This is a genomic window from Stutzerimonas kirkiae (assembly GCF_004327335.1).
Classification (GTDB): domain Bacteria; phylum Pseudomonadota; class Gammaproteobacteria; order Pseudomonadales; family Pseudomonadaceae; genus Stutzerimonas; species Stutzerimonas kirkiae.
The window spans coordinates 13741-39417 of record NZ_QJUO01000028.1; the positions used below are offsets into that span (position 1 = coordinate 13741).

The window sequence follows — 25677 nt, forward strand, 5'->3', positions numbered from 1 at the left end:
CCCTCCAGCGCTCTTTCCGGCTCTTTGCCTCGCAGCGCGCTATCACCTTGTTCTTTTATTGTGGTGTGCAGCCTGTACGCCCTCTTTCTGGTAGAATTCCCGGCTTTCTTTAAACGACCAGGTAAACCCACCGATGCAGCCCATGCTGAATATCGCGCTGCGCGCCGCCCGCAGCGCCGGCGAACTCATCATTCGTTCCACCGAGCGCCTGGATGTGCTGTCGATAAGCGAAAAGGACGCCAGGGACTATGTCACCGATGTCGATCGCGCCGCCGAGCAGACCATCGTCGCGGCACTGCGCAAGGCATACCCCGACCACGGCATCCTGGGCGAGGAAGGCGGCCATCTCGAAGGCAAGGGCGATGGCGCCGACTATCTATGGATCATCGATCCGCTGGACGGCACCACCAACTTCATCCGTGGCGTCCCACACTACGCGGTCAGCATCGCCTGCAAATACCGTGGCCGCCTGGAGCATGCCGTCGTGCTCGACCCGGTACGCCAGGAAGAATTCACCGCCAGCCGCGGCCGCGGCGCCGCGCTGAATGGCCGCCGCATGCGCGTCGGCACGCGCAAGAGCCTGGACGGCGCCCTGCTCGGCACCGGCTTCCCCTTCCGCGATGGCCAGTTGGACGACCTGGACAACTACCTCAACATGTTCCGCAACCTGGTCGGGCAGACCGCCGGCCTGCGCCGCGCCGGGGCCGCCAGCCTGGACCTGGCCTACGTCGCGGCAGGCCGCTTCGACGCGTTCTGGGAGTTCGGCCTGTCCGAGTGGGACATGGCCGCCGGCGCGCTGCTGATCCAGGAAGCGGGCGGGCTGGTCAGCGACTTCAGCGGCGGGCACGAATTCCTCGAGAAGGGCCAGATCGTCGCCGGCAACGCCAAATGCTTCAAGGCCGTACTGACCACCATCCAGCCCCATCTTTCCGCCGCGATGAAACGCTGAGTCACAGCGAAGACAGGCATTGCCAGCGCTTATACGGTGGCAATGCCTGCTCTCTATCACCGCAGTGGGCTCAATCGAGCTTGTCCTTGATCACAGTGCCGCTACGCGGATCGATGTGAAACTCGTATTTGCGGCCATCGGCCTTCAGCCCCTCGCCCTGCCACTTGCCATCATCCGCTTCCAGCGCATGCAATTGCGTATAGCCGGCCTGCCTGGCCTTGGCGGCGGCTTCTTCCAGGGTAATCCAGTCGGCGCCGGGGGTATCGGCGGCGAACACGGTGCCGCTCATCAACAGCATACCGGCCAACATCAGCGGATTTTTGTGCATAATCGACTCCTTCAATAGTGTGATCACAGGGCCTCGGGCCCTGTATCTACGAACCCGATACAGGCACGAGAGTTCAGCCCCTTCGTTCAGTTTCGGTTAATTGCCCATGGATACAGTGGCAACCGTCGAAACCCACACGGAGAATCACCATGAAGACCATCGCTACCCTGTTCACCGCCGCCAGCCTGCTGCTGGGCGCCAACCTGGCCATGGCCCGCGATCTCGGCCCGGACGAGGCGCTGCGCCTGCGCGATGCCGGCACCATCCTCTCGTTCGAGAAACTCAACGAAGCGGCCCTGGCCAAGCACCCCGGCGCCCGCGTCGAGGAAACCGAACTGGAAGACGAATACGGCCGCTACATCTATCAAGTCGAATTGCGCGACAGCAATAATGTGCAGTGGGACCTGGCACTGGATGCCAAGACCGGCGAAGTCCTGCGCGACCAGCAGGACGACTGAAAAATCCCAGGTACTTCATGAACAAGAGCGTTCTGTTCCTGCTCCCCCTGGCCAGCCTGCTCGTCGCCCTCCCGGCGCCGGGCAGGGACCTGGACCAGGACGAGGCCCTGAAACTGCGCGAGCAGGGGGCCATCCTGCCGCTCGAGCAGCTATTGCTGCGCGCGCTGGAGCGCTACCCAGGCGCACGCCTGCTGGAAGCGGAGCTGGAAGAGGAAGACGACGGTTATATCTACGAGATCGAATTGCTCACCGTCGATGGCGTTGCCCGCGAACTGGAAATCGACGCCCGTGACGGCCGGGTGATCAAGGACGAGGAAGACTGATGCGCCTGCTATTGGTCGAAGACAACATTCCCCTGGCCGAAGAACTGCTCGCCAGCCTTGGCCGCCAGGGCTATGCCATCGACTGGCTGGCCGATGGTCGCGACGCCGACTACCAGGGCAGCAGCGAACCCTATGACCTGATCGTTCTGGATCTCGGCCTGCCGGGCAAGCCAGGCCTGCAGGTCCTGCAGGCCTGGCGCGCGCGCGGCATGGCCACGCCGGTGCTGATCCTCACCGCGCGCGGTTCCTGGTCCGAGCGCATCGAGGGGCTGAAGGCCGGGGCCGACGACTACCTGACCAAACCCTTCCACCCGGAAGAATTGCAGTTGCGCATCCAGGCGCTGCTGCGGCGCGCCAAGGGCATGGCCAACCAGCCGCTGCTGCAATCCGGCGGGCTGGAGCTGGACGAGGCGCGCCAGGTCTGCCGCAAGGATGGCCAGGATATCGAACTGACTGCCGGGGAATTCCGCCTGTTGCGCTACTTCATGCTGCATCCGGGACAACTGCTGTCCAAGCTGCAACTGGCCGAGCACCTCTATGACGGCGAGACCGAGCGCGACTCCAACGTCATCGAAGTGCTGGTCAACCGGCTGCGGGGCAAGCTCGGCCGGGAGCAGATCGAAACCCGCAGAGGCCAGGGCTACCGCTTCGGCGGCGCGCAATGAAATCCATCCAGCGCGGCCTTGGCCTGGCGCTGATCACCGTGGTCGTGACCGTCAGCCTGCTATTGTTGCAGAGCAGCCTCTGGTTGTTCGAAGCCGGCCTGCGGCGCAGCCTGGAAAACGACCTGCGGGAAGAAACCGAAGGCCTGCTGACCGCCATCGTGCGTGGCCCGGACGGCATGCAACTCGACCTGCAACGCCTCAACCCGCGCTACCAGCGCGCCTTCTCGGGGCATTATTTCCGTATCGAACTGCCCGGATACACCTGGCGCTCCCGTTCGCTATGGGACGCGCTGCCACACTGGCCGGACGAGCCCGGCCTGGCCCACGAACTGGTCGAGGGCCCGCAAGGCCAGAGCCTGCTGGTCTACCGTGCCGATTATCGACGCGCCGGCGAGACGTTCAGCATCAGCGTCGCGCAGGACTACACACCGATCCTCGACAATTTCAACCAGGTGCGCCTGTGGGGCATCGGCCTGGTCATCGGCGCCCTGCTGGTGATCCTTCTGCTGCAGCGCTATGCGGTGAAGATCGCGCTACGCCCGCTGGAACGGGTGCGCCGGCAAATCCTCCAGTTGCAGGAAGGCCAGCGCCAGCACCTGGACACCCAGGGCCCGCAGGAACTGCAACCGCTGGTGGAACAGATCAACCGGCTGCTGGAGCATACCGAAGCCACCCTGCAACGCTCGCGCAATGCCCTGGGCAACCTGGGCCACGCCCTGAAAACCCCGCTCGCGGTGCTCGCCAGCCTCAGCCGGCGCGATGAACTGGCCGCCCACCCGCAGTTGCAGGCCAACCTGCTCGAACAACTGGAACAGATGCAGCAACGTGTCAGCCGCGAGCTGGGCCGCGCACGCCTGGCCGGCGACGTGCTGCCCGGCTCGCACTTCGATTGCGACGGCGAGCTGCCGCCTCTTTTCGATACCCTGGCGATGATCCACGACCGCCACCTCGACCTGCGCTGGCAGGCGCCTGCCGACTGCCGGCTACCCTGGGACCGCGAGGATATGCTGGAGCTGCTCGGCAACCTGCTGGACAATGCCTGCAAATGGGCCAGGCAGCGCGTCGAGCTGCGCATCGAAGCGACGCCTACCGGCTATTGCCTGCTGATCGACGACGATGGCCCCGGGATTGCCGAGGAGCAACGTGCACAGGTACTGGAGCGCGGTGCGCGCCTGGACGAAGAGACCGCCGGGCACGGCCTGGGGCTGGGCATCGTGCGCGATATCATCGTTGCCTGGCGCGGCGAGTGGACGCTGCAGGACAGCCCGGCCGGCGGCCTGCGCGTGAATATACGGCTACCCGTCGAGCAGGCCCGATAGACGCTCGGATAGAGCGTGGGAAAGCTGGAGGCAAAACGATCCCGCCTGTACCCTTCTGCTCCGGCGTTCCAGCCTCCAGCGCGTTTATCGAGGGCACTCCCCCACCACGCACGACCGCCTGATTGGCACGCCTGCTGCAAGCACACCGGGCGACACCGTCAAGCCTTCCATGCCAACTAGCAGAATGAAGAATCCCATGAGCCAGATCCAAGCCTTCCGCGCCGCCCTCCTGCACAGCCTCGCCGACCCTGCCGAGGCCGGCAATGCCGACAGCCATGCCTATTTCGACGATGGCCTGCTGCTGGTGCGCGATGGCAAGGTCCTCCAGGCCGGGCCGGCCGCCGAGCTGCTGCCGACACTGCCAGCGGACGTGCCGGTACGGCATTTCGCCGATGCGCTGATCTGCCCCGGCTTCATCGACACCCATATCCATTATCCGCAGACCGGCGTGATCGCCTCCTACGGCACGCAACTGCTGGACTGGCTGAACACCTACACCTTTCCGGCGGAGGCCCGTTTCGCCGACCCGCGGCACGCCAGCGAGGGGGCCGAGGTCTTTGTCCGCGAACTGCTGCGCAACGGCACCACCACCGCGCTGGTGTTCGGTACCGTGCACCCGCAGTCGGTGGACGCCTTCTTCACCGTTGCCGAGCGCCTGGACCTGCGCATGATCGCCGGCAAGGTACTGATGGACCGCAATGCCCCGGACAACCTGACCGACAGCGCCGAGTCCGGCTACACGCAGAGCAAGGCGCTGATCGAGCGCTGGCACGGCAAGGGGCGCCTGCACTACGCGGTCACGCCGCGCTTTGCGCCGACCAGCAGCCCCGAGCAACTGGCGCTGGCCGGCAAGCTGTTCGCCGAGTACCCGGGGCTGTACATGCACACCCACCTGTCGGAGAACCGCGGGGAGATCGACTGGGTCAAGGCGCTGTTCCCCGAGCGCCGGGACTACCTGGATGTCTACGAGCATTACCAACTGAACGGTCCGCGCGCGGTGTTCGCCCACGGCGTACACCTGTGCGACGACCAATGCGCGCGCCTGGCCGGCAGCGGCTCGGCGATCGCCTTCTGCCCCACCTCCAACCTGTTCCTTGGCAGCGGTCTGTTCGACCTGGCGAAAATGGAGCGCCATGGCGTGCGCGTCGGCCTCGGCACCGATGTCGGCGGCGGCACCAGTTTCAGCCAGTTGCAGTCGCTCGGCGAGGCGTACAAGGTGCTGCAACTGCAGGGCCAGAGCCTCACCCCCTTCAAGTCGCTGTACCTGGCCACCCTGGGCGGCGCGAAGGCCCTGTACCTGGACCAGCACCTCGGCAACTTCCTGCCCGGCAAGGACGCCGACTTCGTCGTCCTCGACCTCAAGGCCACGCCGCTGATCGACTATCGGCTGCGCCAGGCCCGCAGCCTGGAGGAAAAACTGTTCGCCCTGATCACCCTCGGCGACGACCGGGTGGTACAAGAAACCTTCGCTGCCGGCAACAGCGTGCACCGCCGATGAGCGCCAAGTGACAAGCCTGGAGCCGGGCGATCGTGCCATGTGCTCGAAAAGCCGAAGACAACGCTGGCTGGACGAAAGAGCGTGACAGCCGGTGTTTTTCGTCCAGCTTTCCAGCCTCCAGCGCTTTTACCGAGACAGCTTGCCAGTGAGTAACGGCACAGCGCGATCGCCCTGTCGCTTGTAGCCTGTGGCTCGAAGCCTGTAGCCTGTGCCTCCCTATCCGGAGTCATCCCCATGCCCACCATCGACCGCAATGCCGTGCTCAACCATGACTCGGCCTTCAACTGCACACTGTACCGGCTGGACGAAGACAACCCGGATGCCGAGGAGCGCGACCTCGGCGATGCCAAGGTGCTGTTCGAGGGCCGCTTCGAGCCGCCCGCCGACTGGGACGCGGCCGAACTCGAGGAATACTACGACGGCAGCGACCCGGAGCTGTTCTTCAGCGCGCGCATCGAATGCGAGGCCGAGCCTTCCAGCGACGACCACTTCGAAGCCGCGCCCGGCGACTTCGTCGCCGTGGTGCAGAACCGCAGCGGCGTGACCATGTACTTCGTCTATGAGCAGATCGACGGCGACGACGGCCCCGAATACGTACTGATCCGCGACGACGAGGACTGAGCCCCGGGACCTGTCGCCGCCCGGCGCAGGCAGGCCCGGGGGACCGGCCTCAGCCGCTGATCGCCTCGATCCGCGCCACCAGGGCCTGCAGGGTGAACTGTGCCGCCCGCGACAACTGCCGCTGTGGCGCCACGCACAGCGACAGGGTCAGCGGTTTGGTCTGGCCCTTGCGCAGCGGCACGAAGGCCAGCCGCCGCTCTTCCAGGTCCGGTGCCACATCCAGCCATGACAGCAGGCCGACGCCGACACCCTGGCGGATCAACGCACGGATCATGCGCACGTCGTTGCACCAGGTCAGGTGCTGGGTGTCGATACGCTGGCGCTGGTACAGCGACTGGGCGTGCTCGTGCACGATCAGCGGCGCGGCGGGCAGCAGCAGTCGATAGTCGAGGGTATCGTTCAATTGCAGCGACTCGCGGCGCGCAAGCGGGTGGCCGAGCGGCATGGCGATCCCCAGCGGGATCTCGGCGAACGCCCGGACTTCCAGGTCGATGCCGCTGACCGGGTCCAGCAGCAGGCCGAAATCCACCTCCGCCGACACCACCTTGTTCACCACATCCTGGTTCTGCGCCGTCTGCAGGCCGAAGGTCAGCCGCGGGTATTCCCCCAGCAACGCTGCGATCACCTGTGCCAGCAGACCCTCGCTGAGGGCGTCGATCATGGCGATCTCGACATGGCCGCGGCGCAGCCCCTTGAGTTCGTCGAACTGCTCCAGGGTACGCCGGAAGCCCTTTTCCCAGCGCCGGGCGTCGGCCAGCAGCAGTTCGCCGGCGGCGGTCAGGCGCAGGCCGGAGGGCAGCCGCTCGAACAACTGTGTGCCCAGTTCCGCCTCGGCCCGGAGAATCTGCCGGTCGATGGCCGAGGCCGATATATGCAGGGTTTCCGAGGCCTTGCGGATACTGCCCAGGCGGGCGACCTCGATGAAATAACGGGTGAAGCGGGAAAAGGCGAGCATGGTAGCGTTCCATTTTTTGCAATGGGCAAGTGAAAAAACGCTGTTTGATTGCATCACCTAAGCTCCCTAAAGTCCAGGCCAAGCGCAGCCATAGCGCCAACCCGATAAGCCTGGAGATCGACCATGAACACCGCCTCGCCCCTGCCTCGCCACTGCACCTTCAGCGAAAGCGACTGGACGTTGCTCAGCCAGAACTGGTATCCCATCGCCGAAAGCCGCGAGATCGGCGAAACCGCCTACAAGGCCACTCTGCTCGACGAACCGCTGGTGGCCTACCGGGTCGCCGGCGAACTGGTGGTGGCCCTGGATGTCTGCCCGCACCGTGGCGTGCCCCTGACCAAGGGCCAGCACGACGGCCAGGGGGTGGTCTGCCCCTACCACGGCCTGCGCTTCGGCAGCGGCGGACGTTGCAACCGCATCCCCGCCAGCCCGAGCCAGAACATCCCGGCCAGGATGTGCCTGCGCACCTATGCCGCGGTGGAGCGCTACGGGCTGGTCTGGGTCTGCCTGGCGCGCAGCGGCCAGGACAACGCCGATGCCGTTATTCCACCGATGCCGCATTGGGACGATGCCGGCTTCCAACAGATCGTCTGCCCGGTGTTCGATGTCGCCGGTTTCGCCGGGCGCCAGGTGGAGGGCTTCATCGACGTGGCGCACTTCGCCTGGGTGCACACCGGGACCTTCGCCGACCCGGACAACGCCGAGGTACCGGACTACACCACCCGCGAAACCAGCGACGGCTTCGAGGCCGTGTACCTGAGCAACGTCGGCAACTACCCGATCGGCCCGACCGGCGAGGAGCGCGCGGCCAGCGACTTCGTCTGGAAACGCCACTTCCGCGTGCACCTGCCCTTCACCGCGACCCTGACCATTCATTTCCCCGATGATGGCCGGCTGGTGATCATGAATGCCGCCTCGCCGGTTTCCGCGCTGCGGACCCGGATGTTCGCGCCGATCGCGCGAAACTTCGACCTCGATGTACCCGTGCCGGACGTGCATGACTTCAACCTGCGGGTGTTCGAGGAAGACCGCGACATGGTCGAGTCGCAGAAGCCCGAATACCTGCCGCTGGACCCGACCCTGGAAGTGCACATCCCCGCCGACCGCAGTTCCATCGCCTACCGGCGCGGCCTGCGCAACCTGGGCTACAGCAGCTTTTTCCTGCACTGAGGCGATCAGCATGGTCCTGCAGCACGTCACGATCACCGAAACCCGCCCCGAAGGCCTCGGCAACCAGGCGTTGAGACTGGAGCCGACCGGCGGCGAACTGCAACCCTTCGAGGCCGGCGCCCATGTCGATGTGCACCTGCCCAACGGCCTGGTGCGCCAGTATTCGATCGCCAGCGCGCCCCACCGGCGCGACCACTACCTGCTCTGCGTCAAGCATGAGGCGCAGTCGCGCGGCGGTTCGCAATATGTCTGCGAAGCATTGCAGGTGGGCACCGAACTGCGGATTTCCGCGCCGCGCAACCTGTTCCCGTTGCACGCGGGTGAAACCCAGGTGCTGGTCGGCGCCGGCATCGGCCTCACGCCCTTGCTGGCCATGGCCGAGAGCCTGGAATGCGATGGCCGCCCATTCGTGCTGCATCACTACAGCCGGGCGCGCGAGCAGGTGCCCTTCCTCGAGCGCCTGCTGCGTGGCTTCAGCCATGGCCGCGTATACTTGCACCACAGCCGCGACGGCGCCAGCCCACGCCAGCACATCCCCAGGGAAATCAGCGCGCCCCCCCCTGGCGGCCAGTTGTACCTGTGTGGCCCGGAAGCCTTTATGCAACGCTTCGGCGAGCTGGCCCTGGAGCATGGCTGGGCCGCGGCCAGCGTGCACCGCGAGGCCTTCGGCGGCACGCTGGCGGAGCCGCCCGCCGAGGGCGACGAGGCCTTCGAGGTGCTGCTGGCGTCCAGCGGCCGGCTGATCCGCGTCGAGGCCGACCGCAGCATCGCCGCCGCCTTGCTGGAAGCGGGTGTGGACGTGCCGCTGTCCTGTGAAATGGGTATCTGCGGCGCCTGTACGGTGGAAGTGCTGGAAGGCACTCCCGAGCACCGCGACAGCGTGCTCAGCGAGCAGGAACGCACCGGGCACATGACCCTCTGCTGCTCACGCAGCCGATCGGCCCGGCTGACACTGAACCTCTGAGCGGGCGCCTCGCCAATCCGGGGCGAACCGCACCAGCCCGGAGCATCGCCTGCCCACACCTCTGCGAATCGTGCCGCGCTGGCGCCCACCGGCCCGCGGCGGGCGGGATTCGCGGAATTTCCTGACTAACTGGCCAGCTTTTTGCTTTATCCCACTGGTCGAAGCACAACCATCGAGCCGCCCATGCCCCACTCCACTGCAATGCCACGCCTGGAGCTGCACGCGATCAGCAAGCGCTACCCCGGCTGCCTGGCCAACGACCGTATCGACCTGTGCATCCAGGCCGGCGAAATACATGCCCTGCTCGGCGAGAACGGTGCCGGCAAAAGTACCCTGATGAAGATCATCTATGGCGTGACCCAGCCCGATTCCGGCGAAATCCGCTGGCAGGGCCAGCGTGTCCAGGTACGCGACCCGGCCCAGGCGCGGCGCCTGGGCATCGGCATGGTGTTCCAGCACTTCTCGCTGTTCGAAACCCTCAGCGTGACCGAGAACATCGCCCTGGCCCTGGGCCGCGAAGCCGGCACGCCGACACAGTTGGCGCCGAAGATCCGCGCGGTCGCGCAACGCTACGGCATGGGCCTGGAGCCGGAGCGGCTGGTGCACAGCCTGTCGATCGGCGAGCGCCAGCGGGTGGAGATCATCCGCTGCCTGATGCAGGACATCCACCTGCTGATACTCGACGAACCGACCTCGGTGCTCACTCCGCAGGAAGTCGACGAATTGTTCGTCACCCTGCGCGCCCTGGCGGCCGAGGGCTGCAGCATCCTGTTCATCAGCCACAAGCTCGGCGAAGTGCGCGCCCTCTGCCACAACGCCACGGTGCTGCGCGGCGGGCGGGTATCCGGCGACTGCGTACCGGCCGCCTGCAGCGACCTGGAGCTGGCGCGGCTGATGGTCGGCGACGCCGAGGGCCTGGAGGCCAGCTACCCCAAGGCACTGGGTGGCCTGGTACGCCTGCGGGTGGACGACCTCAGTTGGCGCAACGACGACCCGTTCGGCACCTCCCTGGGCAACCTGCGCCTGGAGGTGCGGTGTGGCGAGATCGTCGGTATCGCCGGCGTAGCCGGCAACGGCCAGGACGAACTGCTCGCCCTGCTCAGCGGCGAAGTGCGGCTGCCCAACGGCGAACGCGAACGCATCACCCTCGACCAGCAGCCGCTGGCCAACCTGTACCCGGACGCCAGGCGCAAGCGCGGCCTGGCCTTCGTCCCCGCCGACCGCCTCGGCCACGGCGCCGTGCCGGACATGAGCCTGGCCGACAATGCCCTGCTCACCTCTTTCCAGCAGGGCCTGCTCAGCCACGGCATGATCCGCGGGCACAAGGTGCTGGCGCTGGCCAACGAGATCATCCGCCGCTACGCGGTGAAGACCCCGGATGCGCAGACACCGGCGCGCAGCCTCTCCGGCGGCAACCTGCAGAAGTTCATCCTCGGCCGCGAAATCATGCAGCAACCGAAACTACTGGTCGCCGCGCACCCGACCTGGGGCGTCGATGTCGGCGCGGCGGCGGCCATCCACCGGGCGCTGATCGCCCTGCGCGATGCCGGCGCGGCGATCCTGGTGATCTCCGAGGACCTCGATGAACTGTTCCAGATCAGCGACCGCATCGGTGCGCTCTGCAGTGGGCGCCTGTCGCCGCTGAAAGCCACCGCGCAGACCCATACCGTGGAGGTCGGCCGCTGGATGGCCGGCCAATTCGATTCCCCGCAAGACGCCGCCTGACGAGAAGCCGCCATGCTGTTATCCCTGGAACCCCGTACCCAGCAGTCGCGCGCCATGCTGCTGCTTTCGCCGCTGCTCGCCGGGGTACTGACCCTGGTCAGCGGCGCGATCCTGTTCGCCGCCCTCGGCCATGCGCCGCTGGCGACCTTGCATACCCTGCTGATCGAGCCGATCAGCGATTTCTACGGCATCTCCGAACTGCTGATCAAGGCCCTGCCGATCCTGCTCTGCGCCTTCGGCCTGGCGCTGGCCTTCCAGGCACGGGTGTGGAACATCGGCGCCGAGGGCCAGTTGCTGATCGGCGCGCTGGTCGGCAGCGCCGTGGCGCTGCAACTGATCGACCGCCAGGGCCCGCTGGTGCTGGTCATGGTGATCGCCAGCGGCATCCTCGGCGGCGCCGCCTGGGGCGGGCTGGCAGCGTGGTTGCGCACGCACTTCAATGCCAACGAAATCCTCACCACCATCATGCTCAACTACATCGCCCTCAACCTGCTGCTGTTCTTCGTCCACGGCCCGCTGAAGGACCCGGACGGCTTCAGCTTCCCCGAGTCGGCGATGTTCGGCGACGCCAGCCGCCTGCCGCAGTTGTTCGAGGACGGCCGCGTGCACATCGGCCTGTTCTTCGCGCTGTTCGCCCTGGTGGCGGTGTGGGTGCTGCTGCACAAGAGCTTCCTCGGCTTCCAGGTCAGGGTGCTCGGCCTGGACAAGCGCGCCGCCGGTTTCGTCGGCTTCCGCGAGAAGCGCCTGGTATGGCTGGTGCTGTTGATCAGCGGCGGCCTGGCCGGCCTCGCCGGGGTCAGCGAAGTCAGTGGGCCGATCGGCCAGTTGGTGCCGCAGGTTTCGCCGGGCTATGGCTACGCGGCGATCACCGTGGCCTTCCTCGGCCGCCTCAACCCGTTCGGCATTCTCTTCGCCGGCCTGCTCATGGCCCTGCTCTACCTGGGCGGTGAGAACGCGCAGATGACCCTCAACCTGCCGCAGTCGCTGACCGAGCTGTTCCAGGGAATGATGCTGTTCTACCTGCTCGCCTGCGACGTGCTGATTCTCTATCGGCCACGCTTCGCGTGGGGCGGGCTCCAAGCCGCAAGCAAGGAGTCCGCCGCATGACCTTCACCCGTTCGCTTTTCACTTGCCGCTTGCAGCTTGAGGCTTGACGCTCATGGACATCGACCTGCTGACCAATATTTTCTATGCCATGGTGCGCTGCGGCACCCCGCTGCTGCTGGTCGCCCTTGGCGAACTGGTGTGCGAGAAGAGCGGCGTGCTCAACCTCGGCCAGGAGGGCATGATGCTGTTCGGCGCGGTGACCGGCTTTATCGTCGCCTTCGCCACCGGCAACCTCTGGCTCGGCGTACTGCTGGCCTGCCTGGCCGGCATGCTGCTGTCCTCGCTGTTCGCCCTGGTGACCCTCGGCTGCCAGGCCAACCAGGTGGCCAGCGGGCTGGCCCTGACCATCTTCGGCGTCGGCCTGTCGGCCTTCGTCGGCAGCGCCTGGGTCGGCAAGCCGCTGAGCGGCTTCGAGCCCGTGGCCATCCCGCTGCTCAGCGATATCCCGCTGGTCGGCCATATGCTGTTCAACCAGGATTTGCTGGTCTACCTGTCCTTCGCGCTGTTCGCGCTGGTCGCCTGGGCACTGCTGAAGAGCCGCATCGGCCTGATCCTCCAGGCGGTCGGCGAGAACCCCGACGCCGCCAGCGCCATGGGTCTGCCGGTGCTGCGCGTGCGCAGCCTGGCGATTCTCTTCGGCGGCGCCATGGCCGGCATGGCCGGCGCCTACCTGTCGCTGGCCTACACGCCGATGTGGGCGGAGAACATGAGCGCCGGGCGCGGCTGGATCGCCCTGGCGCTGGTGGTGTTCGCCAGTTGGCGGATCTTCCGCGTATTGCTCGGCGCCTACCTGTTCGGCCTGGCCAGCATCCTGCATCTGGTGGCCCAGGGCATCGGCGTGAGCATCCCGGCCAACCTGCTGGCGATGCTGCCCTATGTGGCGACCATCCTGGTGCTGGTGCTGCTGTCCCGCGATGCGCTCAAGACCCGGCTGTATGCGCCGGTTTCCCTGGGCAAGCCGTGGAAGGGAGGCCACTGACCCCCATGGCGCCTTGTGCGCCCGGCACCGCGACGCCAGCGCCCGATCACGCACCAGCGCATGGCAATCCAGCGGCAGGTCGCACCAAGCCGAAACATCACCAGGCACCGACAGCCACCGCGCCACCGCGGCAAGTCCCGGCCCTTCGATTATCTGTCCAGTTGGTCAGTTTTTTGCAACCGTCCGGAAGCCCTCGGGCCGACACACCAAAATCCGCAAAGGAGCCCCACCCGCCATGCACAAGAATGCCAAAAGAACCCTGCGCACCCTGGTCGCCGCCCTGGGCTTCAGCGCCACACTCGGCGCTTCCGCCGCCGAACCGCTGAAAGTCGGTTTCGTCTACGTCGGGCCGATCGGCGACCACGGCTGGACCTACCAGCATGAACAGGGGCGCCAGGCCGTGATCGAGCACTTCGGCGAGCAGGTGAAAACCAGCTTCGTCGAAAACGTGGCCGAGGGCGCCGATGCCGAGCGGGTCATCCGCAATATGGCCAAGGGCGGCTACGACCTGATCTTCACCACTTCGTTCGGCTATATGAACCCAACCGCCAAGGTCGCCAAGCAATTCCCCAAGGTGACCTTCGAGCACGCCACCGGCTACAAGCAGGACAAGAACCTAGCCACCTACCTGTCGACTTCCTATGAGGGGCGCTACGTCGGCGGCTTCCTCGCGGCGAAGATGACCAAGACCAAGAAGATCGGCTATGTCGCCTCCTTCCCGATTCCGGAAGTGATCCGTGATATCAACTCCATCCAACTGGCCCTGGACAAGTACAACCCCGGCAGCGAGATCAAGGTGGTGTGGGTCAACTCCTGGTTCGACCCGGGCAAGGAAGCCGATGCGGCCAACGCGCTGATCGACCAGGGCGTCGACGTGATCTTCCAGCACACAGACAGCCCGGCGCCAATCCAGACCGCCGAGCGGCGCGGCGTCTTCGCCGTCGGCTATGCCTCGGACATGGCCCACTTCGGGCCGAAGGCCGTCCTCACCTCCATCGTCAACAACTGGGGCCCGCACTACATCAAGAGCACCCAGGCCGTCATCGACGGCACCTGGAAATCCCAGGACTATTGGGGCGGCCTGAGCGAAGGCACCATCGAACTGCCGATCAGCGACCTGGTGCCGGCCGATGTCAAAGCCGAGGCCGAGGGCATCATCGCCAGTATCAAGGACGGCTCCTTCCACCCGTTCACCGGACCGATCGCCGACCAGAGCGGCGCCGTCAGGATCGCCGAGGGCGCGAGCGCCAGCAATGCCGAGCTGGCCGGCATGAACTACTACGTCAAAGGCATCACTGCAGAACTACCGAAGTAAGGCGCCCTGCACGGCACGCCACGTTCTGGCGCAGCGTGCCGTACTGCCATCGGACCGCGTGCCACAGGCTTGCCCGCAAAGCGCTTGCGGGCAGTGCCGTGCGCGGTCAAGGCCGTTCCTGCGCAGAGTCTGGCGACCGCGGCGCGCACGGCGGCCCATCCTTCCTGGAGCCAACATGAATACACTGCCAATCATCGACATCGCCCCCCTCTACGGCGACGACCAGGGTGCGTGGCTCGCCGTCGCCAAGGCCATCGATGCGGCCTGCCGCGAATGGGGGTTCTTCTATATCGAAGGCCAGCCGATCAGCAGCCAGCGCATCGCCGAGCTGAAGGCCGCCGCCGCGGACTTCTTCGCCCGCCCGAGCGAGGAGAAGCTGCGCATCGACATCACGCGCAGCGCGCACCATCGCGGCTATGGCGCCATCGCCACCGAACAACTGGACCCGAGCCAGCCGAGCGATTTCAAGGAAACCTTCGACATGGGCCTGCACATGCCCGCCGAACATCCCGACGTGCTCGCCGGCAAACCCTTGCGCGGCCCCAACCGCCACCCGCAGATCCCGGGCTGGGAGGCGCTGATGCAGCGCCACTACGAGGACATGCACGAGTTATCGAAAACCCTGCTGCGCGCCATGGCCCTGGCCCTGGGCATCGAACGCGACTTCTTCGATCGTCGTTTCGAACAGCCGATCAGCGTCTTCCGCATGATCCACTACCCGCCCCGGGCCGGCGCCGAAGGCAGCGGGCAACAGGGCGCCGGGGCCCACACCGACTATGGTTGCGTGACCCTGCTCTACCAGGACAACGCCGGAGGCCTGCAAGTGCAGAACCTCGCGGGCGAGTGGATCGACGCGCCACCGATCGAGGGCACCTATGTGGTCAACATCGGCGACATGATGGCGCGCTGGAGCAACGACCTGTATAAATCCACCCCGCACCGGGTGATCAGCCCGCAGGGGGTCGACCGCTACTCCATGCCGTTCTTCGCCGAGCCGCACCCGGACACGGAAATCGCCTGCCTGCCCAACTGCTCGGGACCGGACAACCCACCCAGGTACCCGCCGATCTCCTGTAGCGACTATATGCTTTCGCGGTTCGCCGACACCTATGCGTATCGGCGCAAGCAGGCATAAGCTGCAAGCTGCAAGCTGCAAGCTGCAACAGTGCGCGCGGCGTGGCGGAAAATCTGCCAAGACTTTTCTTCCAACTTGTCGCTCACGGCTTGCAGCTTGTAGCTTAATGGCTTGTAGCAGACTTTACGGAACCCCCATGTACGACTACCTAGCCACCCTGCCCAAGGCCGAACTGCACATGCATCTTGAAGGCTCGCTGGAGCCGGAACTGCTGTTCGCCCTGGCCGAGCGCAATGGCATCGCCCTGCCCTGGGACGACGTGGACAGCCTGCGCGCCGCCTATGCCTTCAACAACCTGCAGGAATTCCTCGACCTCTACTACCAGGGCGCCGGTGTATTGCGCAGCGAGCAGGATTTCTACGACCTGACCTGGGCCTACCTGCTCAAGTGCAAGGAGCAGAACGTCGTCCACACCGAGCCCTTCTTCGACCCGCAGACCCACACCGAGCGAGGCATCCCCTTCGAAGTGGTGCTGGGCGGCATCCAGCAGGCGCTGCTCGACGGCGAGAAACGCCTGGGCATCAGCCACGGCCTGATCCTCAGCTTCCTGCGCCACCTCTCCGAAGAAGAGGCGTTCGACACCCTGCGACAGGCCATGCCCTTCCGCGATGCCTTCGTCGCCGTGGGCCTGGACAGCTCGGAGCTGGGCCATCCACCGAGCAAGTTCCAGCGGGTGTTCGACAAGGCGCGCAGCGAAGGCTTCCTCACCGTCGCCCATGCCGGCGAGGAAGGCCCGCCGGAATACATCTGGCAGGCGCTCGACCTGCTCAAGGTCCAGCGTATCGACCACGGCGTACGCGCCAGCGAGGACGAACGGCTGATGCAACGGCTGATCGACGAACAGATCCCGCTGACCGTCTGCCCACTGTCCAACACCAAGCTGTGCGTGTTCGACGACATGAGCCAGCACAACATCCTGGCCATGCTCGAACGCGGCGTGAAGGTCACGGTCAACTCGGACGACCCGGCCTACTTCGGCGGCTATATCAACGAGAACTTCATGGCCCTGCATGAAAGCCTCGGCATGACCGAGCAACAGGCTCGCCGGCTGGCGCAGAACAGCCTGGACGCGCGCCTGCTCCGATAGCCGCGCAACGAGCATAGCGGCGTCGCTCGCCCCGGTGCGCGCGGCGCAGCCTACCCGCCTTGCGGCAGCGCTCCCTGCACAATAGCGATGCACCCGCCCCCCGCCACGCACCATCGACGACATCGAAACACTTCACCACCAAAGCCCGGGCACATAGAATTCCCCGCACCCGGCCCCTCTGCCCATCGCCCGCCAGTCCGCATGGCCGCACGGCTGCCATGCGCGGAAAATCCACGTTTTTTGTCCATATGGACAGGATCTGGCGTTTTTCTTGCTCATGGAAAAATGCCTGACCGACAAGACAGGTTCACAACCCTACCCGACACTTCCTGGAGTATGCTCATGCCGCGCGTCGCAACTTCCCTGATACTGGCAGGCAGCCTGCTGACAACCGCCCCGGCCATGGCCGGCGATCTGCTGCTGTGGCAAGACAACAGCCTGACCTACCTCAACGGTATCGACTTCAAGGTCGACCCGCCCAAGCAGCAGACCGTCACCTTCGAGCATGTCAGCGGCTGGAGCTTCGGCGACCTGTTCCTGTTCGTCGACGGCATCAAATACAACACCGACGCCACCAACGGCGCCGGCGACGGGCATACCTTCTATGGCGAGATCAGCCCGCGCCTGTCGCTCGGCAAGATCAGCGGCGCGGACCTCTCCTTCGGCCCGGTCAAGGACGTGCTGCTGTCCGCCACCTACGAGTTCGGCGAAGACGATGTGGAAACCTACATGCTCGGCCCGGCGCTGGACCTGAACATCCCCGGCTTCGACTACTTCCAGCTCAACACCTACCTGCGCCGGCCGGACGGCAACCGCAAAGGGCGGAACGTCTGGCAGGTCACACCGGTCTGGAGCTACACCATTCCGGTCGGCAATTCCGACCTGGTGATCGACGGTTTCATCGACTGGGTGGTGGACAACGACGACAGCTACCACGCCAACCTGCACATCAACCCGCAGATCAAGTACGACCTGGCCAAGGCCATGGGCTGGGGCGAGAAGTTCTACGTCGGTGTCGAATACGACTACTGGAAGCACAAGTACGGTATCGACAACGACAGCTACCTGGGCGATGAAGTGCTCGGCGGTACCAACCAGAGCGCCATCAGCCTGCTGGTCAAGGCGCACTTCTAGCGACCACAGGCTTCAGGCGGCAGGCCTGGGGCCTTTGCAGGCCGGAACGGGCATTTTCTGAAGCTGGCCACTTGAAGTTCGTGGCCGCTCTTACCCCACGGAGGCCGAGCCCATTCGTATCGGACGCTGTTGCGGGCGCCGGCGGGAAGGAAGGGGGCTGTTCGAGCCGCGTGGCTACGAACGGAAGGAAAGGTGGGCCGTCACTCGTCTTCGTTGACCCTGTCGCGCAACTCTTTGCCCGGCTTGAAATGCGGGACGAACTTGCCCTCGAGCGGTACCGACTGCCCGGTCTTCGGGTTGCGGCCAACCCTGGGTGCCCGATAGTGCAAGGTGAAGCTACCGAATCCCCGAATCTCGATACGATCGCCTGTCGACAATGCCTGGGCCATCTGCTCGAGCATGGTCTTGATGGCCAACTCGACATCCTTCGACGAAAGCAGGCCCTGCTGGCTGACGATACGCTCGATCAATTCCGACTTGGTCATGGTTTTCCCTTCTTTTTCAAGCGGCTAGATCATTTGACCTGTGGTCGTTTTTAGCATGTTGTTCAGTCTTTGAACAGCCCGCTTTCGACCGTACGCCCACATTCGAAAAAAAAGTTCAAGCCCCGGCAAGACGCCGCCGCGCCAGCCAGCCACCCAGCAGTCCGGTAATGCAACCCGCCACCAACCCGCCGACATGGGCCGCGTTGGCGATGGACAGGGTGCCGAAACTGGCCAGGTCGATGATTCCGGACAGGCACACCAGCAGCCAGGCAAGCATCAGCACGACCACCCCTCGCGGCAGGCGGTAACGCTCATCCGGCGCCAGTTTCTGGTAAAGCCAGCAATGCCCCAGCAAGCCATACAGGACGCCGGACAGCCCACCGAAGATGCCCGGCCCGCCGAAGACGTACTGGGCCAGGTTGGCCACCACTCCGAACGACAGGCTCAACAGCAGCAGCGGAACGGCCCCCTGGCGTACCTCGATACGCCGCCCCAGCTCCCAGAACCACAAGCCGTTCATCGCCAGATGGAGAACGCCGAAATGCACGAACATCGGCGTCAGCAGGCGCCACCACTGCCCGCTGTCCAGGGTCTGGGCCAGCGGCGCGAAATAGGCATAATCCCCTTCGATGCGGAAATCGGTGAAATTGAACCAGCGCACCGCGCCAAGGTTGTCACCCAGTTGGGTCAGCCCGGCGACGATCAGCGTCACCAGCAATAGCAGGCCGGTCAGCGGGTGCCGCAGCAGGGCCTGGGCGAACCCGCCCCTGCCGGCAGGGTGCGGCGGCGACACTTCCACGGCCACACCATCACCCAGGGGGTAATGGCGATAAAGCTCGCGCACTTGCTCGAGTTGCGCCTCCGGCACACGCAACACCTGCTCGCCCGCTTCTTCGCTGACCCGGCAGGGAACGCCCAGGCGCTGCAACAGCATGACGAAGCCACTGAGGTCTTCGGACAACGGTAAACGCAAGGCTTCCAGCAACTCGATTCTCCTATCCTGCTATCTCGCGACATCGACCCAGACGAATTTCCCCGCATCCAGGTGCCTTTCCCGGTCGAGACGGTAAGCCACCAGCTTACCGCCCTTGACCGCACTGTAATCCAGGCATGCCAGGTTTTCCCGCAACGGCCCGGGCCGTCCGCGCCGCCAGTAATGGCCGATGAACAGCAGGGGCTCCTCCGGGCCATACAGGAACAGCCGGCTCTTCTGACTCTGGGTCAGGGGCATCCGTGCAGCATGTTCGGGCAGCGCGTCGGGCTGGAATACCACATCGCCATAAGTATGCGGGTTTTCTTCCCAGAACTTGGTGCGGAAGAACGAGCGCGTGAAGCCCTCCTCGCTGGTCAGCGTCAGGCCCTCGGGCAGCGGCATATCGGTGCCGCGCAACAGGCGATCCAGCGCCTTGCCGACGAAGCCATCGTCGAACGCGGCCTGGCCCAGCAACTGCGGATCGATACGGCCCTCGTCCAGGTGTGGACGCAGGCGCGTGATGACCCGGTTGTCCCAGCAGGCATGCACGACGCGAAAACGCTCGCTTTCCAGATACAGCGGCATCTCGTAGAACCAGGCGCGGAATGCCTTCCAGTCCTCCGGGTAGTGCTCGAACTGCTGGAAAGTCTCCCGCAGCAGCGTCGCATAGCGGGACGAATGCTCGCGGACATGGGTCTTGCCACTCCCGGGTGGCGCGGGGGCATACCAGCCAAGCGCATTGAACTCATGATTGCCCATGATGCACAGCGCTTCGCCCGTGGCGACCATGCCCTGCACCAGATGCAGGGACTCGCGAATCCTCGGCCCGCGATCGATGATATCGCCAAGGAATATCACCTGCCGCCAGGGATGCCGCCAGACCGCCCCGTGCTTGCGGTAACCGAGGAGGTCCAGCAGCCGCTCCAGCTCGTCGGCACAACCATGCACATCGCCGATCAGGTCATAGCTGCGCTCGGGGTCGATCAGCATCCCGCCCCCCTGGCGCGGCTACGGATACCCTGCACCGCCGTCACTCCTGCACACCCAGTCGGCTGCCCCAGCCCAGCTTGGTCCGGCAGACTTCGTAATAGCTATGGTCCAGGGGATGGATCAGGCGCAGTTTCTGCGAGCGCTTACGCACGGTGATGGTGTCACCGGGCGCGCAGTTGAAATGGTTCTGCCCATCGCAGGAAACCTGCGGGTAGATCTGCATATTGGGCGATACGACGATCTTCAATTCGCTGTTGCCATCGACCACGATGGGCCGGCTCGACAGGGTGTGCGGGTACATCGGCACGATGACGATGGCATCCAGCCGCGGATGCATGATCGGCCCGCCAGCGGACAGGGCATAGGCGGTGGAGCCGGTCGGCGTGGCCACGATCAGGCCGTCGGCCTTCTGGCTGCAGACGAAGTGGCCGTCGATATACAGCTCGAACTCGATCATCCGCGTCGACTTGCCCGGGTGCAGGACCACATCGTTGAGCGCATCGCCTTCGCCGATGGGCTCGTTGAAGCGCCGTGCCTGGGCCTCCAGCAGAAAACGATTCTCCAGGGTGTACTGCCCGGCCAGCACCTCGCCGACCTTGGCTTCCAGCTCATCCGGGCGGATATCGGTGAGAAAGCCCAGGCTGCCGCGGTTGATCCCCAGCACCGGTACGCGGTGCCGCGCCATCAACCGCGCCGCGCCGAGCAGGCTGCCATCGCCGCCGACCACGATCACCAGGTCACAGCACTCGCCCAGACGCTGGGGAGAAGAAACCTGCAAGCCATGCCCCGGCAGCACCTCGGCGATATTCTCATCCAGGATGACATTGAGGTTGCGCTCGATCAGAAAACGCTTGAGCCGACGAATCGTCTCCAGTACCTGGGCGCTTCCCAGGCGGCCGATGATGCCGATATTACGGAATTGCTCCATTGCCGCTCCAGATAGCGTGAGGTTCGTGGCTATACCACACAGGGTTGCAGATTATGGGCAAAGCTGCCGATAAAAGCAGCCGCAAGTGGCCAGCCAGAAACTTGCAGGGCGATTGCACTATGCACTGTAAAGGGCCGAAAACAGCGCTGGAAAGCTGGACGAAAGGGCGGGACAGCCGGTGTGTTTCGTCCAGCTTTCCAGCCTCCAGCGCCTTTATCGAAGCACCTTGTCCGTAAGACCGTTCTGGGCAAGCCATAAGCTTGAGGCTTGAGGGTGCATGTTCCGGCTGGCCGTCATTCTGCCAGCCCCCCGCACTATGCGTTGCAGGGCTGGGACTCCAGGGCGCGCAGCCCCTGCAGGCCGCCGGTATGCACGAAGAGCAGGCGCGTACCGGCAGGGAACACCTGCGAATGCACCGCCTCGCGCAGGGCCAGCAGCGCCTTGCCAGTGTAGACCGGCTCCACCGGCAGGGCGCATTGCCGTTCGACCTGCCGGATGAACGCCAGCAATTGCGTATCGAAACGACCGAAACCGCCCCGACAGGCTTCGAACAAACGGTACCCGCCATTCGCCACCCCGGCTTCATCCAGCAGCCGCGCGATATTCTCCGCCACGCCATGCGCGGGCGGACCGGCCAATGCGCCATAGACGGGGTGCCGCCCCGCTTCCCCGAGAACCAGGCCCGCCAGGGTGGTGCCGGTTCCGGCCGCCAGCCAGCAGCCGTCGTAATCGCTCCAGCCCAACGCCGGCAACAGCGCTGGCAATTGCGCCACCAGCCCGGCACAACCGAGGGCGCCCGGCAACCCGCCGCCGCCTTCGGGCACCGGGTAATACTGCGGATAGCGCTCCAACCATGGCGTCCAGAAACCGGGAGCGTTGCGCGCCCGATAACCGCCGTAGCCCAGCCAGTGCAGTTGCATGCCGGCGTCCTGCAAGTCCCGCACGGTGGGCGTCAGGCAGGCTTCGCCGCGCAGCAGCCCGACCGTACCCAGGCCGAAGCGGCGCCCCGCCGCGGCCAGCGCATGCAGATGATTGGAATGGGCACCACCCAGGCTGATCAGCCCCTGCTTGCGCGCTTCGCACGCGGCGCGCAGGTGGTGCTGCAACTTGAACCACTTGTTGCCGGACAACTCGGGATCGAGCCGATCCAGCCGCAACACCGCCACCTGCACGGCGGCCTGCGCCAGCCAGTCCAGCGCCAGCGGCTGTAGCGCCGGCAACGGCCCAGGGCGATATTCATCCATAGATAGCATGCAGGCCACCACTGCCCGTTCGAAACCCATGAGTGTACAGCCGCAAGCCGTTGCAGGATGCCGTACGCACCGGCAAGCCCGGGGCAATCGCGCTATCCACGGCAAACAGCCGAAAACAGCGCTGGAAAGCTTGAGCTGGACGAAAGAGCGTGGCAACCGGTGTTTTTCGTCCAGCTTTCCAGTCTCCAGCGCTTTTATCGAAGCACCTTGCCGGTGAATAACGGCATAGCGCGGCCAGCCCTGCTGGCCGGCCCACGGCACGGCGATCATGGAAAGAGCTATCGGCGCAGGGCTGGGGCATTCGCAGGGCTTTTGGTTTCGCAGGCTGTTTCCTTCAGGCACCGCCGATAGTGGCTGCGCAGATGCCAGGTGGCGGGGCGGCGAAGAGCTACAGGGATGTATTCACGCGTGCCCCGTCCCGCCACCTGGCATTCGCACAGGGACGATGAGCCCGAGATCACGTTCTACGGTCCGATAGCCAGGCACATTATTGCCAATCCAGTTGCAACCAGGCGGCGCACGATTACCCCGCATCCAGTGGCCAAGGGCAGGGACCCCATGCGCTTTCTACAGGCTCGCCGCCAGCCGTGCCCCCTGGTCGATGGCGCGCTTGGCATCCAGTTCCGCCGCGACATCGGCGCCGCCGATCACGTGCACAGCAAGCCCGGCCCCCAGCAGCCCCTCCTGCAACTCGCGCAACGGCTCCTGCCCGGCACAGACGATGATGCTGTCCACCGGCAGGCACTGCGGCTCGCCTTCGGCAATGCGCACATGCAGGCCCTCATCGTCGATCTTCAGGTATTCCACCGCGCTGATCATCCGCACCCGCCTGTTCTTCAGGCCGGCGCGATGAATCCAGCCGGTGGTCTTGCCAAGGCCGCTGCCGACCTTCGATTTCTTGCGCTGCAACAGAAACACTTCACGCGCCGTCGCCTGCGGCTGTGCCTGGATGCCGGCCACCCCACCCCGCGCCCGCAGCGTCGGGTCGATTCCCCACTCACCCCAGAAACGCCCGACATCCAGACTGCTGGAAGGCTCCTCGTGGGTGATGAACTCACAGACATCGAAGCCGATACCGCCCGCCCCGATCACCGCGACACGGGCGCCCACCGCCCGGCGCTGCAGGATCGCATCCAGATAGCCCATCACCTTCGCATGCCCGATACCTTCGATCGGCGGCAGGCGCGGCACGATACCGGTCGCCAGGATCACTTCGTCGAAGCCCCCTTCACGCAACCGCTCGACCGTCGCCCGAGTGCGCAGGCGTACCTCGACGCCCGTCACCTCCAGCCGGCGCCCGAAATAGCGCAGGGTTTCGTAGAACTCCTCCTTGCCCGGTATGCGCTTGGCGACATTGAACTGCCCGCCGATCTCATCGGCGGAATCGAACAGCGTGACCCGGTGCCCGCGCTGCGCCGCCACGGTGGCCGCCGACAGCCCCGCCGGCCCGGCGCCGACCACGGCGATACGCTTCGCCCTGGCCGCCGGCAGGTAATTCAGTTCGGTCTCATGGCAGGCGCGTGGGTTGACCAGGCAACTGGTCAGCTTGCCGGCGAAGGTATGGTCGAGGCAGGCCTGGTTGCAGCCGATGCAGGTATTGATCTCGTCCGCCCGCCCCTGTGCGGTCTTGGCGACGAACTCGGGATCGGCCAGGAAAGGGCGCGCCATCGACACCATGTCGGCCTCGCCCTGCGCCAGTACGCGCTCGGCCACCTCCGGCGTGTTGATACGGTTGGTGGTAATCAGCGGGATCGACACCTCGCCCCGCAGCTTGCCGGTGACACGGGTGAACGCCGCGCGCGGCACCTTGGTGGCGATGGTCGGAATCCTCGCCTCATGCCAACCGATACCGGTATTGATCAACGTCGCGCCAGCCCGCTCGACGGCCTGCGCCAATAGCACGATCTCGTCCCACGAGCTGCCATCCTCGATCAGATCGAGCATGGACAGGCGATAAATGATGATGAAGCGCTCCCCCACCGCCTCGCGTACTCGTCGCACGATCCCCAGTGGCAAGCGCATGCGATTCTCGTAGCAGCCGCCCCAGCGGTCCTGGCGATGGTTGCTATGCGCCACCAGGAACTGGTTGATGAAGTAACCCTCGGACCCCATGATCTCCACGCCGTCATACCCGGCCTGCTGCGCCAGCCTGGCGCAGTTGACGAAATCGGCGATCTGCTTCTCGATACCCTCTTCGTCCAGCGCACGCGGCGTGAACGGATTGATCGGCGCCTGTAGCGCGCTTGGCGCCACCAGTTGCGGGCTGTAGGCATAGCGCCCGGCGTGCAGGATCTGCAGGCAGATCATCCCGCCGGCCTGGTGCACCGCCTGCGTGACGACCCGGTGCTCCTGCGCTTCCTCCGGCGTGGACAGCTTCGCCGCGCCCTGGCGTACCGCGCCCTCCTCGTTGGGCGCCACGCCGCCGGTCACCATCAACCCGACGCCACCACGCGCACGCTCGGCGAAATAGGCGGCCATGCGCTCGAAGCCGCCCGGCATTTCTTCCAGCCCGGTATGCATCGAGCCCATCAGCGTACGGTTGCGCAGGCGGGTAAACCCAAGGTCCAGCTCGGACAGCAGGGTCGGATAGGTGGTCATGGCTTATCCTCATCATCGGCGCCGCCCCTCGTAGGGAGCGATCTCTCTGTTGGCAAGGACGATAGGCCAGGCCAGGCAGGCGTTCAATGACCACAAATGACAGAATCATGATCATGTCGAGCACTGCCGATACCGCATCGAGGATGGATAACCGGCTTTCCGCCACTTGCGGCCGAGAACTTCGAGGCAGGCACTCTGTCCGACTCATGCGGCACGACACCGACAGGAGAAACACCATGAGCGACCTCAAGCAAATCGCGACTCTGATCGCCTGCGCCCCCCTGCTCGCCTGCGCGAGCCCGGGCACCGAGCTGGCCCCCTACCCACCCGCCGAAGCGGGCCATGTCCGCCAGATCATCCAGCTCGAACCCCGCGACGACGAGGCGTCGTACAAAGTCGAACTGATCATCGGCAAGGAGCTGGAAGTGGACTGTAACCATCACTGGTTCGGCGGACAGTTACAGGAGAAGACCGTCAGCGGCTGGGGATACGACTACTACCAACTGGATAAGCTCACCGGCCCCATGGGCACACTGATGGACTGCCCCGGCCAGGCAAAGAAAAAGGCCCTGGTGACGCTCGGCGGCGACCCCACCCTGGTGCGCTACAACAGCAAGCTACCCATCGTCGTCTACACCCCTCGGGATGTGCAAGTGAGCTACCGCATCTGGTCCGCAGCACAGGAAACCCGCAAGGCCGACCAGCGCTGAACAACGCC

Annotated in this window: 25 protein-coding genes; 17 read left to right on the top strand and 8 right to left on the bottom strand. The window is 65.2% G+C overall.

What is annotated here, in order from left to right; all coding sequences use genetic code 11:
- Window positions 1-133 precede the first annotated feature (133 nt).
- On the top strand, window positions 134-949 hold the full coding sequence (gene suhB, locus DNJ95_RS14485) for a type III secretion system regulator SuhB (RefSeq protein WP_131185440.1): 816 nt from the start codon (window positions 134-136) through the stop codon (window positions 947-949).
- Between the two features lie 70 nt (window positions 950-1019).
- Here suhB and DNJ95_RS14490 read toward each other — a convergent pair whose 3' ends face one another.
- Window positions 1020-1277, bottom strand: coding sequence for a PepSY domain-containing protein (locus DNJ95_RS14490; protein WP_131185441.1), 258 nt, complete (start codon window positions 1275-1277; stop codon window positions 1020-1022).
- A 149-nt stretch (window positions 1278-1426) separates the two neighbouring features.
- On the opposite strand from DNJ95_RS14490, the gene DNJ95_RS14495 reads away from it, so the two are divergent.
- The 6 genes from DNJ95_RS14495 to DNJ95_RS14520 all read left to right on the top strand — a co-directional run bounded on the left by DNJ95_RS14495 (window position 1427) and on the right by DNJ95_RS14520 (window position 6161).
- The gene (locus DNJ95_RS14495; RefSeq protein ID WP_131185442.1) at window positions 1427-1735 is read left to right on the top strand and encodes a PepSY domain-containing protein; all 309 of its coding nucleotides are present in this window, start codon (window positions 1427-1429) and stop codon (window positions 1733-1735) included.
- 17 nt (window positions 1736-1752) lie between these two features.
- Window positions 1753-2058 (top strand): PepSY domain-containing protein, encoded by a 306-nt coding sequence (locus DNJ95_RS14500; RefSeq protein WP_131185443.1) that lies wholly within the window; start codon window positions 1753-1755, stop codon window positions 2056-2058.
- Window positions 2058-2723, top strand: a complete 666-nt coding sequence (locus DNJ95_RS14505; RefSeq protein ID WP_131185444.1) for a response regulator transcription factor — start codon at window positions 2058-2060, stop codon at window positions 2721-2723. The genes DNJ95_RS14500 and DNJ95_RS14505 overlap by 1 nt, the downstream gene beginning before the upstream one ends.
- On the top strand, window positions 2720-4042 hold the full coding sequence (locus tag DNJ95_RS14510) for an ATP-binding protein (protein ID WP_131185445.1): 1323 nt from the start codon (window positions 2720-2722) through the stop codon (window positions 4040-4042). Before DNJ95_RS14505 ends, DNJ95_RS14510 begins: the two co-directional genes overlap by 4 nt.
- 196 nt (window positions 4043-4238) lie before the next feature.
- On the top strand, window positions 4239-5540 hold the full coding sequence (gene guaD / locus DNJ95_RS14515; RefSeq protein ID WP_131185446.1) for a guanine deaminase: 1302 nt from the start codon (window positions 4239-4241) through the stop codon (window positions 5538-5540).
- Between the two features lie 234 nt (window positions 5541-5774).
- A complete protein-coding gene (locus DNJ95_RS14520; RefSeq protein ID WP_131185447.1) occupies window positions 5775-6161 on the top strand; it encodes a hypothetical protein in 387 nt (128 codons plus the stop codon).
- A gap of 49 nt (window positions 6162-6210) precedes the next feature.
- On the opposite strand, the gene DNJ95_RS14525 is transcribed toward DNJ95_RS14520, so the two are convergent.
- Window positions 6211-7116 (bottom strand): LysR family transcriptional regulator, encoded by a 906-nt coding sequence (locus DNJ95_RS14525; RefSeq protein ID WP_131185448.1) that lies wholly within the window; start codon window positions 7114-7116, stop codon window positions 6211-6213.
- A 123-nt stretch (window positions 7117-7239) separates the two neighbouring features.
- Between DNJ95_RS14525 and DNJ95_RS14530 the strand changes: the two genes are divergently transcribed.
- From DNJ95_RS14530 to DNJ95_RS14570, 9 genes are all read left to right on the top strand, one after another.
- Window positions 7240-8286 carry an aromatic ring-hydroxylating oxygenase subunit alpha gene (locus DNJ95_RS14530; protein ID WP_131185449.1) on the top strand — a complete coding sequence of 349 codons (1047 nt, stop codon included), beginning with the start codon at window positions 7240-7242 and terminating at the stop codon, window positions 8284-8286.
- Between the two features lie 10 nt (window positions 8287-8296).
- A complete protein-coding gene (locus DNJ95_RS14535) occupies window positions 8297-9250 on the top strand; it encodes a PDR/VanB family oxidoreductase (protein WP_131185450.1) in 954 nt (317 codons plus the stop codon).
- Window positions 9251-9433: 183 nt separating this feature from the next.
- Window positions 9434-10975, top strand: a complete 1542-nt coding sequence (locus tag DNJ95_RS14540) for an ABC transporter ATP-binding protein (RefSeq protein WP_131185451.1) — start codon at window positions 9434-9436, stop codon at window positions 10973-10975.
- A gap of 12 nt (window positions 10976-10987) precedes the next feature.
- On the top strand, window positions 10988-12082 hold the full coding sequence (locus DNJ95_RS14545) for an ABC transporter permease (RefSeq protein ID WP_131185452.1): 1095 nt from the start codon (window positions 10988-10990) through the stop codon (window positions 12080-12082).
- Between the two features lie 52 nt (window positions 12083-12134).
- The gene (locus DNJ95_RS14550) at window positions 12135-13061 is read left to right on the top strand and encodes an ABC transporter permease (RefSeq protein ID WP_131185453.1); all 927 of its coding nucleotides are present in this window, start codon (window positions 12135-12137) and stop codon (window positions 13059-13061) included.
- A gap of 235 nt (window positions 13062-13296) precedes the next feature.
- Entirely contained in the window at window positions 13297-14376 is a 1080-nt protein-coding gene (locus DNJ95_RS14555) for a BMP family ABC transporter substrate-binding protein (protein WP_131185454.1), read from the top strand.
- 175 nt (window positions 14377-14551) lie between these two features.
- The gene (locus DNJ95_RS14560; protein ID WP_131185455.1) at window positions 14552-15511 is read left to right on the top strand and encodes a 2-oxoglutarate and iron-dependent oxygenase domain-containing protein; all 960 of its coding nucleotides are present in this window, start codon (window positions 14552-14554) and stop codon (window positions 15509-15511) included.
- Window positions 15512-15647: 136 nt separating this feature from the next.
- Entirely contained in the window at window positions 15648-16598 is a 951-nt protein-coding gene (locus DNJ95_RS14565) for an adenosine deaminase (RefSeq protein ID WP_131185456.1), read from the top strand.
- Between the two features lie 342 nt (window positions 16599-16940).
- Window positions 16941-17732, top strand: coding sequence for an outer membrane protein OmpK (locus DNJ95_RS14570; protein WP_131185457.1), 792 nt, complete (start codon window positions 16941-16943; stop codon window positions 17730-17732).
- A gap of 200 nt (window positions 17733-17932) precedes the next feature.
- On the opposite strand, the gene ihfB is transcribed toward DNJ95_RS14570, so the two are convergent.
- From ihfB to DNJ95_RS14600, 6 genes are all read right to left on the bottom strand, one after another.
- Window positions 17933-18217 (bottom strand): integration host factor subunit beta, encoded by a 285-nt coding sequence (gene ihfB, locus DNJ95_RS14575; RefSeq protein ID WP_131185458.1) that lies wholly within the window; start codon window positions 18215-18217, stop codon window positions 17933-17935.
- Window positions 18218-18332: 115 nt separating this feature from the next.
- On the bottom strand, window positions 18333-19151 hold the full coding sequence (locus DNJ95_RS14580) for a rhomboid family intramembrane serine protease (RefSeq protein ID WP_242671935.1): 819 nt from the start codon (window positions 19149-19151) through the stop codon (window positions 18333-18335).
- A 69-nt stretch (window positions 19152-19220) separates the two neighbouring features.
- On the bottom strand, window positions 19221-20180 hold the full coding sequence (locus DNJ95_RS14585; RefSeq protein WP_131185460.1) for a metallophosphoesterase: 960 nt from the start codon (window positions 20178-20180) through the stop codon (window positions 19221-19223).
- Window positions 20181-20220: 40 nt separating this feature from the next.
- Window positions 20221-21108 carry an NAD(+) kinase gene (locus tag DNJ95_RS14590; RefSeq protein WP_131185461.1) on the bottom strand — a complete coding sequence of 296 codons (888 nt, stop codon included), beginning with the start codon at window positions 21106-21108 and terminating at the stop codon, window positions 20221-20223.
- Between the two features lie 314 nt (window positions 21109-21422).
- Window positions 21423-22352: a 1-aminocyclopropane-1-carboxylate deaminase/D-cysteine desulfhydrase gene (locus DNJ95_RS14595; protein ID WP_131185462.1), complete on the bottom strand. Its 930-nt coding sequence runs from the start codon at window positions 22350-22352 to the stop codon at window positions 21423-21425.
- Window positions 22353-22928: 576 nt separating this feature from the next.
- Entirely contained in the window at window positions 22929-24959 is a 2031-nt protein-coding gene (locus DNJ95_RS14600; RefSeq protein ID WP_131185463.1) for an NADPH-dependent 2,4-dienoyl-CoA reductase, read from the bottom strand.
- Window positions 24960-25195: 236 nt separating this feature from the next.
- Here DNJ95_RS14600 and eco point away from each other — a divergent pair, with 236 nt between their 5' ends.
- Window positions 25196-25669, top strand: coding sequence for a serine protease inhibitor ecotin (gene eco, locus DNJ95_RS14605; protein ID WP_131185464.1), 474 nt, complete (start codon window positions 25196-25198; stop codon window positions 25667-25669).
- Window positions 25670-25677: the final 8 nt, after the last annotated feature.

Coding starts and splice junctions, on each gene's coding strand:
- suhB (WP_131185440.1), top strand. CDS start 134: ATGCAGCCCATGCTGAATATCGCGCTGCGCGCCGCCCGCAGCGCCGGC.
- DNJ95_RS14490 (WP_131185441.1), bottom strand. CDS start 1,277: ATGCACAAAAATCCGCTGATGTTGGCCGGTATGCTGTTGATGAGCGGC.
- DNJ95_RS14495 (WP_131185442.1), top strand. CDS start 1,427: ATGAAGACCATCGCTACCCTGTTCACCGCCGCCAGCCTGCTGCTGGGC.
- DNJ95_RS14500 (WP_131185443.1), top strand. CDS start 1,753: ATGAACAAGAGCGTTCTGTTCCTGCTCCCCCTGGCCAGCCTGCTCGTC.
- DNJ95_RS14505 (WP_131185444.1), top strand. CDS start 2,058: ATGCGCCTGCTATTGGTCGAAGACAACATTCCCCTGGCCGAAGAACTG.
- DNJ95_RS14510 (WP_131185445.1), top strand. CDS start 2,720: ATGAAATCCATCCAGCGCGGCCTTGGCCTGGCGCTGATCACCGTGGTC.
- guaD (WP_131185446.1), top strand. CDS start 4,239: ATGAGCCAGATCCAAGCCTTCCGCGCCGCCCTCCTGCACAGCCTCGCC.
- DNJ95_RS14520 (WP_131185447.1), top strand. CDS start 5,775: ATGCCCACCATCGACCGCAATGCCGTGCTCAACCATGACTCGGCCTTC.
- DNJ95_RS14525 (WP_131185448.1), bottom strand. CDS start 7,116: ATGCTCGCCTTTTCCCGCTTCACCCGTTATTTCATCGAGGTCGCCCGC.
- DNJ95_RS14530 (WP_131185449.1), top strand. CDS start 7,240: ATGAACACCGCCTCGCCCCTGCCTCGCCACTGCACCTTCAGCGAAAGC.
- DNJ95_RS14535 (WP_131185450.1), top strand. CDS start 8,297: ATGGTCCTGCAGCACGTCACGATCACCGAAACCCGCCCCGAAGGCCTC.
- DNJ95_RS14540 (WP_131185451.1), top strand. CDS start 9,434: ATGCCCCACTCCACTGCAATGCCACGCCTGGAGCTGCACGCGATCAGC.
- DNJ95_RS14545 (WP_131185452.1), top strand. CDS start 10,988: ATGCTGTTATCCCTGGAACCCCGTACCCAGCAGTCGCGCGCCATGCTG.
- DNJ95_RS14550 (WP_131185453.1), top strand. CDS start 12,135: ATGGACATCGACCTGCTGACCAATATTTTCTATGCCATGGTGCGCTGC.
- DNJ95_RS14555 (WP_131185454.1), top strand. CDS start 13,297: ATGCACAAGAATGCCAAAAGAACCCTGCGCACCCTGGTCGCCGCCCTG.
- DNJ95_RS14560 (WP_131185455.1), top strand. CDS start 14,552: ATGAATACACTGCCAATCATCGACATCGCCCCCCTCTACGGCGACGAC.
- DNJ95_RS14565 (WP_131185456.1), top strand. CDS start 15,648: ATGTACGACTACCTAGCCACCCTGCCCAAGGCCGAACTGCACATGCAT.
- DNJ95_RS14570 (WP_131185457.1), top strand. CDS start 16,941: ATGCCGCGCGTCGCAACTTCCCTGATACTGGCAGGCAGCCTGCTGACA.
- ihfB (WP_131185458.1), bottom strand. CDS start 18,217: ATGACCAAGTCGGAATTGATCGAGCGTATCGTCAGCCAGCAGGGCCTG.
- DNJ95_RS14580 (WP_242671935.1), bottom strand. CDS start 19,151: ATGCTGTTGCAGCGCCTGGGCGTTCCCTGCCGGGTCAGCGAAGAAGCG.
- DNJ95_RS14585 (WP_131185460.1), bottom strand. CDS start 20,180: ATGCTGATCGACCCCGAGCGCAGCTATGACCTGATCGGCGATGTGCAT.
- DNJ95_RS14590 (WP_131185461.1), bottom strand. CDS start 21,108: ATGGAGCAATTCCGTAATATCGGCATCATCGGCCGCCTGGGAAGCGCC.
- DNJ95_RS14595 (WP_131185462.1), bottom strand. CDS start 22,352: ATGGATGAATATCGCCCTGGGCCGTTGCCGGCGCTACAGCCGCTGGCG.
- DNJ95_RS14600 (WP_131185463.1), bottom strand. CDS start 24,959: ATGACCACCTATCCGACCCTGCTGTCCGAGCTGGACCTTGGGTTTACC.
- eco (WP_131185464.1), top strand. CDS start 25,196: ATGAGCGACCTCAAGCAAATCGCGACTCTGATCGCCTGCGCCCCCCTG.